The sequence below is a fragment of the Sorangium sp. So ce295 genome (assembly GCF_051527405.1).
In the GTDB taxonomy this organism is placed as follows: domain Bacteria; phylum Myxococcota_A; class Polyangia; order Polyangiales; family Polyangiaceae; genus Sorangium; species Sorangium cellulosum_B.
In genome coordinates this window covers 1,828,930-1,845,946 of record NZ_CP150324.1, presented here as the reverse complement: position 1 = coordinate 1,845,946, position 17,017 = coordinate 1,828,930, and the positions used below count along the sequence as shown (strand labels likewise).

Annotated in this window: 15 protein-coding genes and 1 riboswitch; of the genes, 7 read left to right on the top strand and 8 right to left on the bottom strand. The window is 71.0% G+C overall.

Going from position 1 to position 17,017, the window contains the following annotated elements; all coding sequences use genetic code 11:
* Positions 1–33: 33 nt before the first annotated feature.
* Positions 34–255, bottom strand: coding sequence for a hypothetical protein (locus WMF11_RS07045; protein WP_437976890.1), 222 nt, complete (start codon positions 253–255; stop codon positions 34–36).
* Positions 256–1,060: 805 nt separating this feature from the next.
* Here WMF11_RS07045 and WMF11_RS07040 point away from each other — a divergent pair.
* The 5 genes from WMF11_RS07040 to WMF11_RS07020 all read left to right on the top strand — a co-directional run bounded on the left by WMF11_RS07040 (position 1,061) and on the right by WMF11_RS07020 (position 5,382).
* Positions 1,061–2,842 carry a hypothetical protein gene (locus tag WMF11_RS07040; RefSeq protein ID WP_437976889.1) on the top strand — a complete coding sequence of 594 codons (1,782 nt, stop codon included), beginning with the start codon at positions 1,061–1,063 and terminating at the stop codon, positions 2,840–2,842.
* A gap of 111 nt (positions 2,843–2,953) precedes the next feature.
* Positions 2,954–3,085 (top strand): hypothetical protein, encoded by a 132-nt coding sequence (locus tag WMF11_RS07035; RefSeq protein ID WP_437907665.1) that lies wholly within the window; start codon positions 2,954–2,956, stop codon positions 3,083–3,085.
* A gap of 21 nt (positions 3,086–3,106) precedes the next feature.
* The gene (locus WMF11_RS07030) at positions 3,107–3,586 is read left to right on the top strand and encodes a hypothetical protein (protein WP_437976888.1); all 480 of its coding nucleotides are present in this window, start codon (positions 3,107–3,109) and stop codon (positions 3,584–3,586) included.
* 135 nt (positions 3,587–3,721) lie between these two features.
* On the top strand, positions 3,722–4,054 hold the full coding sequence (locus WMF11_RS07025) for a hypothetical protein (protein ID WP_437976887.1): 333 nt from the start codon (positions 3,722–3,724) through the stop codon (positions 4,052–4,054).
* A 266-nt stretch (positions 4,055–4,320) separates the two neighbouring features.
* The gene (locus WMF11_RS07020) at positions 4,321–5,382 is read left to right on the top strand and encodes an endonuclease/exonuclease/phosphatase family protein (RefSeq protein WP_437976886.1); all 1,062 of its coding nucleotides are present in this window, start codon (positions 4,321–4,323) and stop codon (positions 5,380–5,382) included.
* 240 nt (positions 5,383–5,622) lie between these two features.
* Here the strand turns inward: WMF11_RS07020 and WMF11_RS07015 are convergent, their stop codons facing one another.
* From WMF11_RS07015 to WMF11_RS06990, 6 genes are all read right to left on the bottom strand, one after another.
* Positions 5,623–7,305 carry a methyl-accepting chemotaxis protein gene (locus tag WMF11_RS07015; RefSeq protein WP_437976885.1) on the bottom strand — a complete coding sequence of 561 codons (1,683 nt, stop codon included), beginning with the start codon at positions 7,303–7,305 and terminating at the stop codon, positions 5,623–5,625.
* Positions 7,284–8,279, bottom strand: coding sequence for a CheR family methyltransferase (locus WMF11_RS07010; protein WP_437976884.1), 996 nt, complete (start codon positions 8,277–8,279; stop codon positions 7,284–7,286). Before WMF11_RS07010 ends, WMF11_RS07015 begins: the two co-directional genes overlap by 22 nt.
* Complete coding sequence (locus tag WMF11_RS07005) at positions 8,276–8,830, bottom strand: chemotaxis protein CheW (RefSeq protein ID WP_437976883.1); 555 nt, start codon at positions 8,828–8,830, stop codon at positions 8,276–8,278. Before WMF11_RS07005 ends, WMF11_RS07010 begins: the two co-directional genes overlap by 4 nt.
* Positions 8,831–8,885: 55 nt before the next feature.
* Positions 8,886–10,574 (bottom strand): chemotaxis protein CheA, encoded by a 1,689-nt coding sequence (locus WMF11_RS07000; RefSeq protein ID WP_437976882.1) that lies wholly within the window; start codon positions 10,572–10,574, stop codon positions 8,886–8,888.
* Positions 10,575–10,579: 5 nt separating this feature from the next.
* Complete coding sequence (locus WMF11_RS06995; protein WP_437976881.1) at positions 10,580–11,131, bottom strand: chemotaxis protein CheD; 552 nt, start codon at positions 11,129–11,131, stop codon at positions 10,580–10,582.
* A gap of 61 nt (positions 11,132–11,192) precedes the next feature.
* Entirely contained in the window at positions 11,193–11,594 is a 402-nt protein-coding gene (locus WMF11_RS06990; protein ID WP_437907656.1) for a response regulator, read from the bottom strand.
* 745 nt (positions 11,595–12,339) lie between these two features.
* A riboswitch (SAM riboswitch) is annotated at positions 12,340–12,454 on the top strand.
* Positions 12,455–12,490: 36 nt separating this feature from the next.
* Between WMF11_RS06990 and WMF11_RS06985 the strand changes: the two genes are divergently transcribed.
* Positions 12,491–13,945: an aminotransferase class V-fold PLP-dependent enzyme gene (locus WMF11_RS06985; RefSeq protein ID WP_437976880.1), complete on the top strand. Its 1,455-nt coding sequence runs from the start codon at positions 12,491–12,493 to the stop codon at positions 13,943–13,945.
* Between the two features lie 15 nt (positions 13,946–13,960).
* Here the strand turns inward: WMF11_RS06985 and WMF11_RS06980 are convergent, their stop codons facing one another.
* Complete coding sequence (locus WMF11_RS06980; RefSeq protein WP_437976879.1) at positions 13,961–14,977, bottom strand: lipoyl protein ligase domain-containing protein; 1,017 nt, start codon at positions 14,975–14,977, stop codon at positions 13,961–13,963.
* Between the two features lie 120 nt (positions 14,978–15,097).
* Here WMF11_RS06980 and WMF11_RS06975 point away from each other — a divergent pair, with 120 nt between their 5' ends.
* A complete protein-coding gene (locus WMF11_RS06975) occupies positions 15,098–16,933 on the top strand; it encodes a vWA domain-containing protein (protein ID WP_437976878.1) in 1,836 nt (611 codons plus the stop codon).
* Positions 16,934–17,017 lie beyond the last annotated feature (84 nt).

Below are 17,017 nucleotides of genomic sequence, written 5' to 3'. Positions count from 1 at the left end.
GCGGCGCGACCAATGTCCCTGTAGTCGCGGTCGCTAGTTACGGACCGAGCCGGCGTTCCGCACCGAGCCCGCGTTCCTCACCGAGCCGGCGTTGCGCACGGAGCCTGCGTTGCGCACCGAGCCTGCGTTGCGCACCGAGCCGGCGTTGCGCACCGAGCCGGCGTTGCGCACCGAGCCGGCGTTGCGCACCGAGCCCGCGTTGCGAACCGAGCCCGCGTTGCGAACCGAGCCCGCGCTCTTGATGACGATCTTCATGCTGGGTTACCTCTCCTTTTACGCGTTACGCGTGTGGTCTGTAAGAAACGGCGTTTTGCCGCGGTGATGCGTGGTCTACTGAAGTGGTCTCTTGTCGTGAACGCACGCTGCGCGTTCACCTTGCCTCATACGAACACGTCGGAAGCTCCGGCTCTTCCTCCTTCGCTAGGAGCGTTCGCCTTAAGCGTTCAAGCTCGACTCTTCATTCCTTGTTTGGAAGCGTCGAAAATGTGCTGTTGGTCGGCTGATGTCTCGCGTCCCATGCGTTGGTCCGGTCATTACGCCTGTTCGAACGCGAGGACGCCGGCGTGCGGGTCGCAGCCCCACGCGCCAGCGGGTCGGGTACGCGAGGGTCGGATGGCCCAGCTCGGCCGTCGTCCCTCGCGGGCCTCGCATCGCCGACGCAAACCCGAGCTTCGGCGGGCAAGAGGGCCCGTGGCCGTGTGCGTCGGCGCCGCGGCCTCGCCGGCAGCGTCGCCGGCGGACAGCGGGGTTCGGACGCTGCGACGTCGCAGGGTCATGGGGGAGGCCTGCCCGAGCTCGAGCCGCCGGACCGCCGGAGCCGCAGCCCCGGCGCGCTCGATCGGTCCCTCCGGGGATCGTCATCGCGGCAGCCCACCGCAGCGCCGGCGCCGACGAGACTGCATAAGTGCCAGAGGAGCAGAAGTCGACGCATCGCCGCACGCTCCTGCTGCAAGGAGTTGCCATCTCCGGACTCGGAGCTCGGGGCGAAATGAATTAGAGTCGATCGGCAGGTCGAGGCGTGGAAGGGCGCCGAGCTCCGGCGCCGGGTGGGAGCAGCGCGATGAACGAGATCAATTTCTACAAGCTTCCGCGTACCATCCAGGACGGCGTGCTCGAGGCGTTCCGCGGGCGGTTCGCGCCGGCGCCGATCGTCAGCCGCTTCGGCACTCGGCGCACCATCGTGGCCTGGCTCACGGTCAGCGCCGCCTCGGGCCTCCTGCTGGCGGCGCTCTGTGCGGCCGGCCTGGGCGACGTGAACAGCGTTCTCGCGCTCCACCCGAGGTCGGCGGCCGCCGCGTACGTGCTGCTCGCCGCGACCACCGTCATCGGCGTGCTCCGGGCGCTCGCCTACAACGCCGACCTCGTCACGCTGCCGTTCGCGCCCGGCCTGTTCGTCTTCCCCGCGAACCTGGTCGACGCGCGCGACCACAGGCTCCGGGTCTTCTCGCTCGCGGAGCTCTCGCGCGTCTCGGCGGGCCCTCGCGGCGCCGTGGTCCTCACGTTCGGCGGCACGCAGCACGCCTTTCCCCTCGAGGACCCGTCGCGCTCGGACGACGTGATCCGGGAGGTCGAAGCGGCGTGCAGCCGCATGAGAGCGAAGCCCGACGCCGCGGAGCTGCGGCGGCTCGATCCCTTCGAGCCGCCCGCCATCCAGAGCCCGTTCGCGTCGCCGATCCCGCTCTCGCGCGAGGTCCCGGGGTGGCAAAGCTATGCGTGGCTCCTCGCGGCCGCGATCGGCGTGGCCCTCGGCCTGGGGCTCTTCTTCCTCCGCAACCGGATGAGCGACGCGCGGATGTACGCCGCGGCGCGGGAGCGCGACGACGTGGCCGCGTACCAGAGCTACATCGCGCGCGGCCGCGGCCACGCGGAGGTCGTCTCCCAGGTGCTGCTGCCACGGGCCGAGCTGCGCCTCGCGGTGGCGAAAGGCTCGGTGGAGGCCATCGACGACTTCCTCCGCGCCCACCCCAAGACGGGCATCCAGGCCGAGGTCGACGCGGCCCGCCGCGCCGCGCTCGCCGCGGAGCTCGATCGGGCACGGGAGGTGGGTACGCTCGCGGCGCTGCTGGCGTTCGCGGAGCGCTACCCGAAGCACGGCCTGGACAAGACGTTCAACGACGCCAGGCACGCGCTTTATGCGCGCGCGCTCGATCGGTACAAGAGCGAGATGCCCGAAGGGGGCGAGCAGAACGCGGATCTCGTGAGGCGGCTCCTCGCCTACGCGGAGCGCGTGGGGCCCAGGAGCACGCCGCAGGGCCTCCGCGGCCCGGCCGTCCAGGTCCGCTTCCGGCGGCTTCCGTCGCAGGACCTGGAGCGCGCCGACGACATCGTTAGGAAGATCCCGATGTTCAGCGGCGCCGCGTCCCTGCCGAGCCGCTACGTCGATGCGACCCGCCTCGATCCCCAGGAGAAGCGGACCGCGTCGGCCCTGGTGGAGGGGTTCGCGCGGGGGTTCGAGCCGGAGCTCGTCACGTTCGAGCCGGGCCCGCCCTTCGAGGGCTCCTCCGAGGAGCAGCTCACCGTGACCTCCCCCTCGCTCGTGGTGAGCTATCGCGTCGAGTCGTCCGGGATCGCCCATGCCAGCAAGAAGCCGCAGATCATCATCATGGGGCTCAAGTTCCTGTTCAAAACGGAGTTCATCTTGCCCGGAGACGCGGAGCCGCTGCTCACGAGCTACAAGATCTCGCGGAAGGTCCCGGCCGGGCTCATCCAGCAGCAGACCCCCGCCCCGCGCCCCGGGGTCCTCGAGGCCGTCGTCTACGAGGCCATGATGCGCGAAGCCTTCATCGACCTCGAAGAGCGCTACCTCTCCAAGTGGTTCAGGAAGCGCGACGCGCCCAAGTGAGGGTGGACGCGGCGGGCGCGCGCGACGCCGGGAGAATGACACCGCCACGGACGTCCCGCAGCCCGGCACGAGTTCCCCATCGTCTGCGGCATCGACGCGGGGGCCCGGTGGATGTGGTATGAGTGGAACCCGAGCCGCACGGCCGGCAGCCCGTTCGTCTGGCCCAGCGCCAGCGACAACGTGATCAAGGATTTCCTGATCTTCCGGCTGGGCGCCGAGTTCGTGCCCGAGCCGCCGCGCTAGCAACGCCTGGAGGTGCACCTCATGCGGCTCGACCGATCCTTTCGACGAACGCTCCTTGCCGGTCTCCTGCTGAGCGCCGGCCCGTCGACAACAGCTGCGCTCCTCATCGCAGCGCCGGGCTGCAGCGACTGGCTCGGCCGGGACGACATCCGCTGCTTCGAATGGCCCGACGAGCTCGGGGCGTGCCTGGACCGCGAGCAGGCGGTGGAGGAGCTCAACACGATCGATCGAAGTTGCAACGACCAGGTCGTGTCGGTGGAGAGCGCGAAGCAGCGAGACGGATTGTGCTGCTACAAGGTGACCGCCAGGAACTACGCCCGCGGCTGCCCCACGACGAGCGCTGCCAGCGCCGGGGGCAGTGGCCCGGTCAAGGGCAGTGTTGGCCACTCGGGGGGCGGTGGCGGCCAGTCCGGGGGCGGTGGCGGCCAGTCCGGGGGCGGTGGCGGCCAGTCCGGTGGTGGTGGTGGTGGCCAGTCCGGTGGTGGTGGCGGCCGGTTTTGACTGAAACCGGCTGGATCAGACTGATTCGGCGAGCGCGGCTTCGAGGTCCACCGCATCGCGCTCGGCGTGTTCGACGCGATCGAGGCGTATCCGTGGGTGGGTGCGCAGCTCTCACGCGCTCTGTGGGAGACGGCGATGCTGCGGATCTACGAGCGCCTCGGCCGCCAGGTCGAGGCGCTGGGCGTCCGCGGGAGCGCCCAGTTCACCGCGGCGTCGACGCTGCTCAGCTACGTCATCGGGGTGAGCGTCCAGAACGCCACGGCGATCCAGTTCGCGCGCCGCGAGCTCGCGCCGTCGACGAACCGCGTCGGCTTCCTCGAGGCGGCAGCGGCCCGCTGGCGCGAGCTCGACGCCCGCGAGTACCCGTTCACGCGAAGCGTCGCCGCCCATCTCCCCGGCCACGACGACCGCGGAGAGCTCCTCGCCGGGATCGACCTGATCCTCGCCGGGATCGCCGGCTCGAGGTGAGCCGCGGAAACCAGCGCGTACAGCGTGGCTGTATGGTGGGATGGCCATTACGAGGAGATTGACATCCGGATCGCGTTTGGATTTCCTGGCTCCTGTGGCGCTCAATGGCACACCGACGACGCTGCACCTGCGGCGCATCGCATCGCGCATCGCGCATTGGAGCAGCGACGCGGAGAAGCGTCGCAGGACGGCGAATCTACGATTGTCGGGTTCGTCGTTCGTACTCGAGCGGCAATCCCCAGAAAAAAAAAAAAAAGGAAGTGTCCATGAATCTGAGAGAGCTGAGCATTGCGACATTCAACCTCTTCAACCTCAACGAACCTGGCTTGCGGATGTACTCGGACCCGGAGGGCTGGACCCAGGATCAATACAATCTCAAGCTCCAATGGGTCGCCCGGCAGCTGAAAATGCTGAAACCCGACGTCTGCGGGTTCCAGGAATTATGGCACCGCGACTCCTTGGACAACTGCTTGCAGACCGCGGGCATGACGGAGAATTACGATGTGCTGGCGCCGCCAGAGGCGACGGGGACGAAGATCGTCTGTGCCGCCATCGTACGCAAGGGGCTCCTGGAAGGCCAGCCGGACTGGATGGAGCGTTTCCCCAGAAAATTCGTCCTGCAATCCAGCGGCGACGATCCGCAGACGCCGGACATCAACGTGAGCATCAGCGGCTTCTCCAGGCCGGTCCTCCACTTCACGATAAAACCGCGTGAAAACGACCCTGCGATTCATGTCTACGTCTGCCACTTCAAATCCAAGGCGCCGACGAAGGTGTTCAACGAGGCCTGGTACAAGGCAGACAGGACTACCTATTCAAAGCACTCGGCCGGGCTCGGGTCGGCGCTCTCGACGATCCGTCGAACGGCGGAGGCGGCGGCGCTTCGCTTCCTTCTGACAGAACAGATGAAGGGCAACAATACACCCGTCATCGTGATCGGCGATATCAACGATGGGCAGCAGAGCAACACGGCCAACGTGCTGACCGGCCAACCGAAGTACCTGGTAGGCGATTCGGCTGGAGGTGGAGACACCGCGCTCTATACCGCGCAGACCTTGCAGGAGTACCGCGACACGAGGGACGTCTACTACACGCACGTCCATCAGGACATACGCGAATCGCTCGATCACATCCTGGTGAGCCAGGAGTTTTACGACAACAGCCGCAAACGCCTATGGATGTTCAACGGCATGACGGTGAACAACGATCACTTGAACTTCGAGGATCACAAAGCCGACGGCACCAACGATCACGGCATCATTCGCGCGATCTTCAAGTACAAGCCGATGAAGAAGGAAGCGCAGGACGTGATCGAAGAGGAGGCTTGAGCCCGCTCGCGCGTCCTGCGCCTGTGCGCGCCGTGACGCCCGCAGGCCGCGGAGTGGACGCGGCCTCCTCGATGCATCGATAAGTTGCTGTTATAGCGTCACCTCTTCGAGGAGCAGAGCGGCGGGCGACCGCACAGGAGACGGGCCCAGATCGGCGTTTTCGGCGCGGAAGCGCACTCCTGTGCGCTGAGCACCGAAAACGTCGAGGTGGGCCCGTATCCGAAGCGGGCGACCGCCGCTCTAGAAGGGGATGAAGTCCTGATCGCCTGGGGCGTGCGGCACGCGCCCGTTGCTCGATGCGCCGCCGCCGCTCAGGGGGCCCTTCTGCGGCGGCCTCCACAGCGCCTTGCCGCCGCGGCGGTCCGGTAGACGCGGCGGCGCCGCGGGCCTCTGGCCCGGGTCGCCGTCGCTCTCCTGCGCGAGGCGGAACGACGCCATCACGTTCTGGAGCTGCTCTGCCTGCGCCGAGAGCTCGGCCGCCGTGCTGGCGAGCTCCTCGGAGATCGCCGCGTTGCGCTGCGTGGACTGCTCTATCAGCTCCACCGCCCCGCTGATCTGGGCCACGCCGTTCGACTGCTCCTTGGATGCCACGGCGACGCCCTGCACCAGCTCCGCGGTCTCCCGGATCGACGGGACGAGCTCCGCGATGAGCTGGCCCGAGCGCTCCGCGACGACGATGCTCGACGCGGCGAACGAGCCGATCTCCTTCGCCGCATCCCGGCTTCGCTCGGCCAGCCGCCGCACCTCCGTGGCGACCACGGCGAAGCCCTTGCCGTGCTCGCCCGCGCGAGCCGCCTCGATCGCGGCGTTCAAGGCGAGCAGGTTCGTCTGGTACGCGATCTCCTCGATGATCACGATCCGCTGGGTGATCGCCTTCATCGCCTCGACCGTCTCCCGGACGGCCTGACCGCTCTGCTCCGCGTCCCTCGTCCTCCGGTGCGCCGTCTCCTCGACCTGCTTGCAGTTGGCGGCGTTCTTCGCGATCGTGCCGCTCAGCTGCTGCAGGCTGGTCATCGTCTCCTCCACGGACGCCGCCTGCTCGCTGGTGCCCTGCGACAGGCTCTGCGCCGTCGCCGAGAGCTGCACCGAGACCGACGAGACCGAGACCGCGCCGCCCCGGACCTCGCCGATGAGGCCCGCCAGGCGCTCCGACATGGCCTTCACGGCGCCGAGCATCTGGCCGAACTCGTCGGAGCTCTTCACCGTGACCTGGCCCGTGAAGTCGCCCCCGGCGATGCGCTGGTGGATCGACACCGCCTGGGTGAGCGGCAAGAGGATCATCCTGCTGAAGACGACGGCGAGCACGGCGGCGACGACGATCGCGAGAAGGCCTCCTATCTGCAGCGTCACGTACATCGTCTTGACGAGCGCGTTCGTCGCCGCCTGCCGCTGGGCGAGGAGGGAGATCTCCTCGTCGTCGATCTCCTTGAGCGCCGTGCGCATCTGGTCCATGAGGCCCTTCCCGCGCCCCTGCTTGACCTCCTCGACGGCGCGATCCGCCGGCGCCTTCGCCTCGTCCGCGCTGCGGCGCTGCTGGATGATCGGCTCCAGCACGGAGGAGAGCCACTCGTCGTGGAGCTTGTCGATCCTGTCGAGGCGCGTCTGCTGGCGCGGGTTGTCCCTGGTGAGCTCCCGGGCACGGCTCAGGTTTTTATCGAACCGGTCTCGCCCGCTGCGGTACGGCTCCAGGAACGATTCCACCCCGGTGATGACGAAGCCGCGCTCTCCTGTCTCGGTGTCGAGCAGCGACGCCATGATCTCTCTCGTCGTGAGCATCACCTCGTAGGTGTGCTGGTCCCACGAGCGGGCCTCGTCGAGCTCCGCGAACCTCATGTAGGACGTGCCCGCCAGTCCGAGGACGAGGACGACCATGGCGGCGAAGCCGAGGTAGAGCTTCCGGCCTACTCCGATATGCGCAAGCATGATGCATGCTCCGGGCTAGATGTGGTGCGGCTTCCTGCGAGCCCCGCCGGGGGCAGGAGCCGATAAACGGATGGCGCGACGCACCGCACGCGGTGGTCCGTCCCGTGGAGGCCCTCGGCGTGTCCGAGGAACAGGTACCCTGAAGGCGCGAGGCTGGCGATGAGCCTCGCCACGATCGACGCCTTCGTCGCGGCGTCGAAGTAGATGAGGACGTTCCGGCAGAAGATCAGATCGAACAGGCCGAATCGCTTGGGCGCCGCGTCGAGCAGGTTGAAGCGCCGGAAGGTGATGAGCCTGCGCAGCTCCGGCCGGGCCTTCATGAGGCCCGCGCTCGCGCCCGTCCCGCGGAGCATGTAGCTGCGCAGGCGCTCCTCCGGGATCTCCGAGGCCCGCTCGAGCGGCCACACCGCGCGTTGCGCCTGGTCGAGCGCGCGGACGGACAGGTCCGTCGCGAGGATGCAGATCCCCGGAGCGCCGGGCGACGCGGCGGCGGCCCATGGCGGCGCCTGTCCCGCCGTGTCGCCGCGATCCCGAGAGGGCAGGCTGTCGAGCAACGACATCGCTATCGAGTAGGGCTCTTCCCCGGTCGAGCAGGCCGCGCTCCAGGCGCGCAGCGGGCGGCGGCCGCGCGCGAAGGGCGCTCCGTGGCCCGCGCTCTCGTGCCACGCCGGGAGGATCTCGCGCTCGAGGAGCTCGAACTGAGCGCGCTCCCGGAAGAAATGGGTCTCGTTCGTGCAGATGCAGTCGAGCATGTGCACGAGCTCGCCCTCGCCGTCCGGCGCGGTCACGCGGCGGTAGTACTCGCCGAAGCTGCGGAGCCCGAGCGCGCGGAGCCGGGGCCCGAGGCGGCAGAGCAGGAGCGGCTTCTTCTGCGGGCCGAGCGCGATGCCCGAGGCGCGCTTGACGAGCCGCTGGAACAGCCCGAACTCCTCGTCGCTGAGGGCGCGCGGGCCCAGCTCGGCGAGCGAGATCATGGCCTGTCCCCTTGGCCGGCCGGCGCGCCGTGGCCGCCTGGGAGCGCCGGCGGGGCCCCGGGGGCCGAGGGGCCGGACGGCGTCGAGGCCAGGAGCTCCGCCGGCGAGAGGATGCGGTCGATGTTGAGCAGCAGCACGAGCTTCTGGCCCACCTTCGCCATCCCGAGCAGCTGATCCACGCGCACCTGCGCGCCAAAGGCCGGCGCCTGCTCGATCTCGTCCTCGGAGAGCGTGAGCACATCGCCCACGCCGTCGATGAGCAGGCCGAGGCGGGTGTTCTCGCCGTCGAGCTCGGTCTCGACGATGAGGACGCACGTCCACCGGCTCACCCTCGTCGGCGGCAGCCCGAGCTTGACCGCGAGATCGATGACCGGCACGACGCGGCCCCGGAGGTTCATGGCGCCGACGATGCACGCTGGCATCATCGGGACCCGCGATGTGACGCTGTGCTCGACGATCTCCCGCGCCCGGAGGATGTTCACCGCGTACTCGTCACCCGCGATGATGAAGGAGATGTATTGCGACACGGGGCTCGACGCGTCGGAGATCATGACGCCTCCATGGAGAGAGATGGCAAACGGGCGCCCTGCGCGCCGGGGCGCCGGCTCATCCTGGGCTGCCTCCGGCGGCCGATGGCGCTGCCCTGCGCTCGTCGGGGGCGTCGACCGGGCCGAGGTCCCCGAGGACGCCGCCGAGCAACGCGTCGACGTCGAGGATCATCGCCACGCTGCCGTCGCCGAGGATGGTCGAGCCGGAGATGCCCCGGACGCGGCGAAACAGCTGGCCGAGCGGCTTGACCACCGTGCGCCCCTCGCCGTCGAGGAGGTCGACAACGAGGCCGGCCTCGGAGCCGTCGTGCGCGACGACGACGACGCGCTCCTCCGGCGGGGGAGATCCGCCGAGCCCGAAGAGCGCCCGGAGGCGGACGCACGGCAGCGCGCGCCCGCGCCGGATCATGAGCCCCTGGGCGCCGCCGTGCGCGAGCGTGCCGCGGGGCAGATCACAGCAGGCGAGCACCGCGCGGAGCGGGATCACGTACCGCTCGCCGCCGATCCCGACGGAGAGCCCCTCGATGGTGGCCAGGGTGAGCGGGAGCTGGATCGACAGCGACGTGCCGATCCCTTCGCGGCTCTCGATCCGGATCGTCCCCTGGATCGACTCCACGCTGCGCCGCACGACATCCATGCCCATGCCGCGCCCCGCCAGGTGCGACGACTCCGCCGCCGTGGAGAACCCGGGCTCGAAGACGAGGCTGAAGAGCTCATGATCGGGGAGCGTCTCGGGCGCCGGGTGCCTCCCCAACGCGCAGACGCGGGCGGCGATGCGCTCGCGGCTCATCCCGGCGCCGTCGTCGGAGATCCGGAGCGCGATGCCGCCCCGCTCGTGCGCGGCGTGAAGGGTGATCGTGCCGCAGGGGTCCTTGCCCGCGGCGCGCCGCGCCTCGGGCGGCTCGATGCCGTGACAGATCGCGTTGCGCAGGATGTGCGTCAGGGCGTCCCGGAACCGCTCGACAACGGCCGTGTCCACCTCGACGTCGCCGTGCACGACGAGGAGGCGCGCCTGCCGGCCGTGCGCGTGGGCGAGATCGCGCACCGTGCGCTCGTAATGCCGGAACCAGGGGCCGACCGGCACCATGCGCGCGGCGCGCACCGCCTCCTCCAGCTCCTTGCAGAGCCGATCTTGCTCCTCCATCTCGTCGCGCAGCGCAGCGCCGGCCTCGCCGCGCACCGCGCGGAGCGTCCGAGCGATCCTGTTCCGGCCGAGGGTGAGCTCTCCGATGAGATCCGCCATGCAGTCCAGCTTCTCGACGGCGACACGGATGCTCTTGATGCCGGTCGCTCCCTCCGCGTCGTCCTCGGTCGCGCGGCGCGCGCTCGTCGCCCCCGCGTCCTCCTTCGCCGTGAGCCCTCCATGCCGCGCCTGCTCCAGGCGCGCGACGACCTCTCTGTACGAGGTGCTGCGCTCGGCTTGCCCCCGCTCGACCTCGGCGACGAGCCGGCGAGCTGCGTCCACCGTCTCGAGCAGCAGCGAGACCACGGGCGTCGAGAGCGGGAGCTCGCCGCGGCAGAGCGCCTCGATGATGTCCTCGGCGGCGTGCCCGAGCTCGCTCAGGCCGCCGAGGCCTACCGAGCCGGCGCTCCCCTTGAGCGTATGGGTGGCGCGGAAGACGCGCTGGAGGACCTCGTGAGCGTCGCGGCCGGTCTCGAGTTGCAGCAGCGCGCGCTCGATCTCGTCGAGGATCTCGTGCGCCTCTGGCGTGAACGTCTGGAGCAGCTCGTCGCGATCGCTGTCCATGCGGCTCACAGAGGCTGGATCGAGATGGCGCCGTCGCTCGTCCGGAAGACGATCTTGCGTCCCCGGTTGCCGCCCGTGTCCAGCTGGGCGATCCGTATTCGCTCCGCGCGCAGGAACGCGAGCCCGGCATCCACGTTCTGGGCGCCGAGGTGGGTGCCGCGCTCCCGGAACGCGGAGATGAGGCAGGCGCCCCCGACGACGTGCGCTTGCAGCGCCTGGCTGGAGGCCCCGAGCGCCACGAGCCGCTCGAGGAGGCGCCGGCATGCGAACTCGGCGAAGCGGACCGAGGCCATCGCCGGGTTCGGGCATTCCGGAAGCACGTAATGGTTCATCCCGCCGACGCCGGCGGTGGCGTCCCAGAGGCAGATCGCCACGCAGGACCCAACGATGGTGGTCACCATGGTCGGCTCGGGCGAAGCGAACAGCTGGCCTGGCATGACGTGCTGGGCCTCCGCCGGCAGCGAGCGCCAGCTGGACGGTCCGGCCGACGCGGACGGCGCCCTCGGGCCGGACGGGCTCGTCCTCTCCTCTCCGCCGACATCGTCGGGCAGGGCCATGGATCCATCGTCGCCGCTGGAAGGGGCGAGACGTGCGCCCTCGAATGCCCTCGCCGCCGAGTCAGTCGCCAAGGCAGTTCCTGACCTTTTCCAGGAGCTCCATCGTGTCGATAGGCTTCGTGACGAAATCGGAGCAGCCGCACCGGAATCCCTGTTCCATGTGCGCGACATCGCTCCGGCTGGTGACGAGCAGGATCGGCGTACCGCGCGTCGCGTCCTCCGCGCGCAGCTGCTGGCAGGCGTCGAACCCGTTCATGTGCGGCATGACGACATCAAGGAGGATGAGATCCGGCCGCTGCGCCAAGGCCACTTCGATCCCCTGGCCGCCGTCGTTCGCCGTGATGAGATCGTAGTCCTTGCTCAGCGCCATCTGCTCGATACGCAGGATGGTCTGAGAATCGTCGACCAGCAGAATCTTCTTCCGAGGCATCGTTGCCCCCCCTCGATCCGATTCAGCGGACATGGCCCGGCCGTGCCGTCGCGCATGAGCACGACTCCCCCTCTTCCCACCTACCTGCAGGGCGTCTCCCCCGAGCAGGATCACCCTACCACGAGGGCAGGCGGAATCTCCAATAGAAATTTGCAACAGGCACGCATCTGGTCCCTGTCGGTCGCGATGATTTGCCGGCGCGCCCGGATCCTCTCCATGAGGTTCGCGGCCACGGCGCTGGCGGCACGCGGGCGGGCAGGCGCTGGCAGGCCTGTAGCCGGAGCGCGCGGCCTCGAGTGGAGGCGCCATCCCCGCGGCGGCGGCGATCGAGCGCGGAACAGGCGCGCGAGCTCCGCGACCGTGAGCTCATGGAGGTCGAAGGCCGCTGGAAGGGAGGCGGTAGGGAGACAGGTAGCGGGAAGGCAAAGGATGTGCGCCGCAACCATGCACAGCAAGCCTGAAGGCGCGACGCGCGGGTGCGTTCGGATGTCGCGCCCAGGCAGAGTCATCGTCCACCTGGTCGACGGCCGCCCGCGTCGCCGAGGGGGTGGACACGGAGGAGAGGACGAAGAAACGTCGCGCCCTCTTCATGGCTCAGATTTGGTGTGTTCGAGTTCTTCCCCATCACGGCGCCAGGGATGAGCTTGGGAAACGCTCTGTTGGGCTCCGCCCGACGGCCGTCAAGCGCCCGGGGAGCGCGCGCGAGGAAGACGGAGACCGCTCCGGTCGATCGAGGCGGTCCTTGCCACGAGGCGACCAACGCGGTAATGGTTCGGCAGGTCATGAGCGCCAGCGCGTAGCCCCGGCTCGCTGGCCGACAACCCTCCGATCCGCGGTGGGGTGTCCCGGGTGACGACCTGGCCGGCCGCATGTGCGGCGGGCAAGCGCGGACTTCGGTCGCCCGGAGTCCCCTGGACTCCTGAGGTGATATGTCGATCGCTTCCATCGTGGACTGGCGCCCTTCCGCGGGCGCGCCGGCGCCGTCTGCCCTCGGTTCGCTCCCTTTGCCCGTCGTCGGGGCGGATCTCGCCGTGCCGCTCGTCACCGGCGAGCAGGTGGGCTACGTGAACCTCGATTACGCGGCGAGCGCCCCGTGCCTGCGCTCGGTGCTCGACGCGGTCTCGGCGCTGTTGCCCTGGTACAGCAGCGTGCACCGCGGGGCGGGGTTCGCGTCCACCGTGACGACGGAGCTCTATGCCGCCGCTCGCCGGGAGGTGGCGGGCTTCGTGGGAGCGCGCGACGAGGACACGGTGGTGTTCACGAGGAACACGACCGACGCGCTCAACCTGCTCGCCGCGGCGCTGCCCGAGGACACGACGGTGGTGATGTTCGCCTCGGAGCACCACGCGAACCAGCTGCCGTGGCGGCGCGGCCGGTCTGTCGTCCTCCCGGTGCCCGCGAGCGCGGGCGAGGCGATCGCGCGGGCCGACGACGCGCTGCGCGGCGTGCTCTCACGCCATCGGCTGCTCGCCGTGACGGGGGCGAGCAACGTCACGGGCGAGCTGTGGCCGCTCCCGGAGCTCGCCGCGGTCGCCCATCGCCACGGCGCGCGGCTCGCCGTGGACGCGGCCCAGCTCGCGCCGCACCGCGCGATCGATCTCGCCGGGATCGGGGCCGATTATGTCGCGCTGTCCGGTCACAAGCTCTACGCCCCCTTCGGCGGCGGGGTGCTCGTCGGCCGCGGCGACTGGCTCGACGCCGCGCGCCCCTACCTCGCCGGCGGCGGCGCCGTCCGGCGCGTCACGCACGACGGCGTCGAATGGGCGAGCGGCGCGCCCCGCCACGAGGCCGGCACGCCCAACGTGGTCGGCGCGGTGTCGCTCGCGGCGGCGTGCCGCGCGCTCTCCGAGGTGGGCATGTCCGCCGTGGCGGCGCACGAGGCGCGCCTGCTCGACCGCGTCACGCGCGGCCTGTGCGCCGTGCCCGGGGTCGAGCGCCTCGCGATGTGGGGCCCGGAGAGCCCGCGGATCGGCGTCGTGACGTTCAATGTGCGGGGCCTCCATCCCGGCGCGGTCGCCGCGGCCCTGAGCGCCGAGCACGGCATCGGCGTGCGGGACGGGTCGTTCTGCGCGCACCCGCTCATGACGGCGCTCGCCGGGGATCGCGCGCCGGAGGCGAGCGGGAGCGCGGCGGTGCCCCTCGCGGTGCGGGCGAGCTTCGGCGTCGGCACCGGCGCGGCGGACATCGACCGGTTCGTCCTCGCGATCGCCGATCTCGTCGCCCGGGGTCCCCGCTGGCGTTATCGCCTCGACGGCGGGCGGCATGTCCCCGATCCGGATCCTCGCCCGCGCCCCGCGCTGGCGGGCCTCCTCGCCGGGGGCGCGGCCGGCGCGGCGCTCGGGCCCCTGGCGAGCCAGCTCGCGCCCTGCCAGGCGCTTCTCTGAGGCCTCCGAGGCGGATCAGCCCCCGGGCGCGCGGCCCAAGGCGAGCGCGCGCCGCGCGAGCGCGCGCAGGTCGGCGAGGGTCGCCCCCTCCAGCGGCGAGGCCTCGGCGTCGATGTCCTCGCCGCGCGCCGGCGCATCCCCCCGGCCGAGCGCGTCGAGGAGCCAGCGCGCCGTGAGAACGTCGCCGCCGAGCCACGCGCGCGCCGGTGGAACGTGCGGAACGTTCGAGAGCGCCGCGGCCTCGATCCAGCCGATGGGCACGCGCGCCAGCGCCGCGGCGGAGGCGCCCGGCGGCACCGGGTCGTCGGGCGCGGTCACGGGCTGGAAGCGCTCGGCCGCGAGCTCTGGCGCCTCGCCGCCGTCGAGCAGCGGGAGCGCGGCGCGGAGGGCGACCCCCTCGACGACGGCGCGCGCGAGCGCCTCGAGCGAGAGGCGCGCCGGGAGGACGTCGGAGAGCGCGGCCGGGGCCTTGCCCAGCCAGCGGTCGATGACGCGCTCGTCCGGCGCCGCGAGCTCCGGGGGGATCGCGGGCGGCGCGTCGAGGCCCGCGAAGACCTCGATGAGGACCGCGCCGTCCGGCGTGGCGTCGAGGCCGACCAGCGCGGCGGGGCGGTGCTGCAGCGAGATCCACTCGCGCCCGAAGTAATGCGCGGGCGCGCCGGCGCGGGAGAAGCCCTTGAGAAAGCCGCGCACGTTGCGGTTGAGGAGCGTCCGGGCCGTTGCGTCGGGCGCGAGCGCGGCGGCGTGCGGCAGCGCGAGGGTCCACACGACGCCGCGCCCGCCGAGGAACGCGGCGGTGCCCGTCGTGGCGCGCCGCAGGACCTTCGCGCCGCGCGCGGCGCAGGCCGAGAGGTCGACCACGCGCGCTGCGCGCTGGGCCGCGCCCAGCACCACGGCGGGGCCCTCGACGAGGCTGGCGGCGAGCCAGGGCGCCGCCTCTGCGGAGCCGGCGCGCGCGAGCAGCGCGGGGCCGAGCGCGAGCGCGTCCTCGAGAGGGCGATGAACCGGCGGGAGCGAGTGCATGGCGGGCATCGAGGGAGTCTCCTTGGCGTGAAGCTCGGCGCGCGGCGATGCGGCGAGGCGGCGATCTGCCGGCCTGCGGAAGCCATCGACCCGTTGACGGCAGCCCGGGGCGGGGTGTGCCATGGTGCCATGTTCAACGCCCGCCCCGATCGCCCCTTGCTCCCCGCCGAGCCCTCGGAGCGACTGCTCCGGGTGGAGATCACGGTACCCCGGCCCGAGGGGAGCCAGGCCCGCAAGCCTGTCCACCTCTCGCTGGTGATCGACCGCTCCGGCTCGATGTCCGGCGAGAAGCTCCGGCTCGCGCTGGAAGCTGCTCGCCAGGCCATCCGCACCCTCCAGCCCGGCGACCGCTTCAGCGTGGTCACCTTCGACCACCAGGTCGAGGTGCCCATCCCCTCCACCGAGGCCACGCCCGGAGCGCGGCTCCGCGCCGAGGCCGCGCTCGACACGGTGACAGCGCGAGGCAACACCGACCTGGGCGGCGGCTGGCTCCGCGGCTGCGCGGAGGTGGGCGCGCACCTGCCCGAGGAGGCCATCGGCCGCGTCCTCCTGCTCACCGACGGCCAGGCCAACCACGGGATCACCTCGCCCGACGAGCTGACCTCCCGCGCCCGCTCCCAGCGGCTGCGCCGGGTCACCACCAGCACCCTTGGCCTGGGCGAGGGCTTCAATGAATTCCTCCTGGGCCGCCTCTCCGAGGAGGGCGGCGGCAACTTCTATTTCGCCGCGCGCGCCGACGAGCTCCCCGGCTTCGTCGGCCGGGAGATCGGCGAGGTGCTCTCCGTGGTCGCCCGCGACGCCGCGCTCGTGATCCGCGCGCCCGAGGGCGTCGAGGTGGAGTCGCTCAACGACTACCCCTGCACCCGCGACGGCGGGACCTGCTCTTTCTCGCTCGGCTCGCTCCCGGGCGGGATGGTGCTGGCCCCGATGTTCCGGCTGCGCTTCCCCGCCGGCGCGATCGGCGAGACGCTCCCCGTCAACGTCGCGCTCACCGACCGGGACGGCGCGCTGTCGAAGGAGCCCTGGACGCTGGCGTGGCCTCGGGTCGCGGAGGAGCAGATCCGCGCCCAGCCGGCGGATCGGGAGGTGCTCCGGGCCGCGGCTGCGCTCGACGCCGCCCGCGCTCGCCGGGTGGCCCTGGGGCTCAACGACGCTCGCCGGTGGCAGGAAGCCGCGTCCACGCTGGCCGACGCGGCCAACCGACTCCGAGGCTACGCCGACGGGGATCCCGAGATCCTGGCCGAGGCGGACCGGCTCGACGCCGAGCGGGACGCCTATTCCAGGCCGATGTCCTCCCTGAGCAAGAAAGGCCACTATTTCGACGCGATGATGGCCATGAAGATGGGCGTCCGCGGCCGCGCCAGGCCAGGCCCTCAGGTCCTCGGTCTCCCCACGGCTGCCCGGCTGGCGCCGCTGCTCCGGACGGCATCCCAGGCGCTCGGCGGTGTGAAGGGGGCGCCGGCCTTCGACGTGGACGAGTCGCTCCAGGGGTCCCCGATCCCCGCCGGTCCGCTCTCGCAGCGCGACGAGGACGAGCTGGCCGCCGACGCGGACTTGCTGGACCCAGGCGCCCTCAAGGTGGTCTTCGTGGAGCAGCCCCTGCCGGACGGCTGGTTCTCGCACTGGCATCCGGGATCCCGGACGGCGGTGATCTCGCTGGCCGGCCTGGACCAGCTCATCTCCTTGCCAGCCGCGTCCTTCGTGGCCTACGAGCTGCTCCTCTACGGGCTGCACGCTCTCTCCGCCGAGTATGAGCCGGCGAAGCTGTTGCACGCCGAGACCCTCGCCTGCCTCTTCGACCTCTGCCAGCAGAGGTCCGAGGTGGGGCTCAAGCTCCAGGCCGGTCATGTCTGCGCCGGGTGCCTCGGGAAGCTCTCCACCGTCGGCCTGGATCGCGACGTGGTGACCCAGCTATGGCGAGCGGTCCAGGCGCTCGCTCAGTCGGGGACGTCGACAGGGCGTTGACCGCCAGCATCCCCCGGGGAACGCGGACGAGGCCCTGCAAGAGGGGCGCGGACGAGACCCTGCGGGACGAGGCCCGGCGGGGAG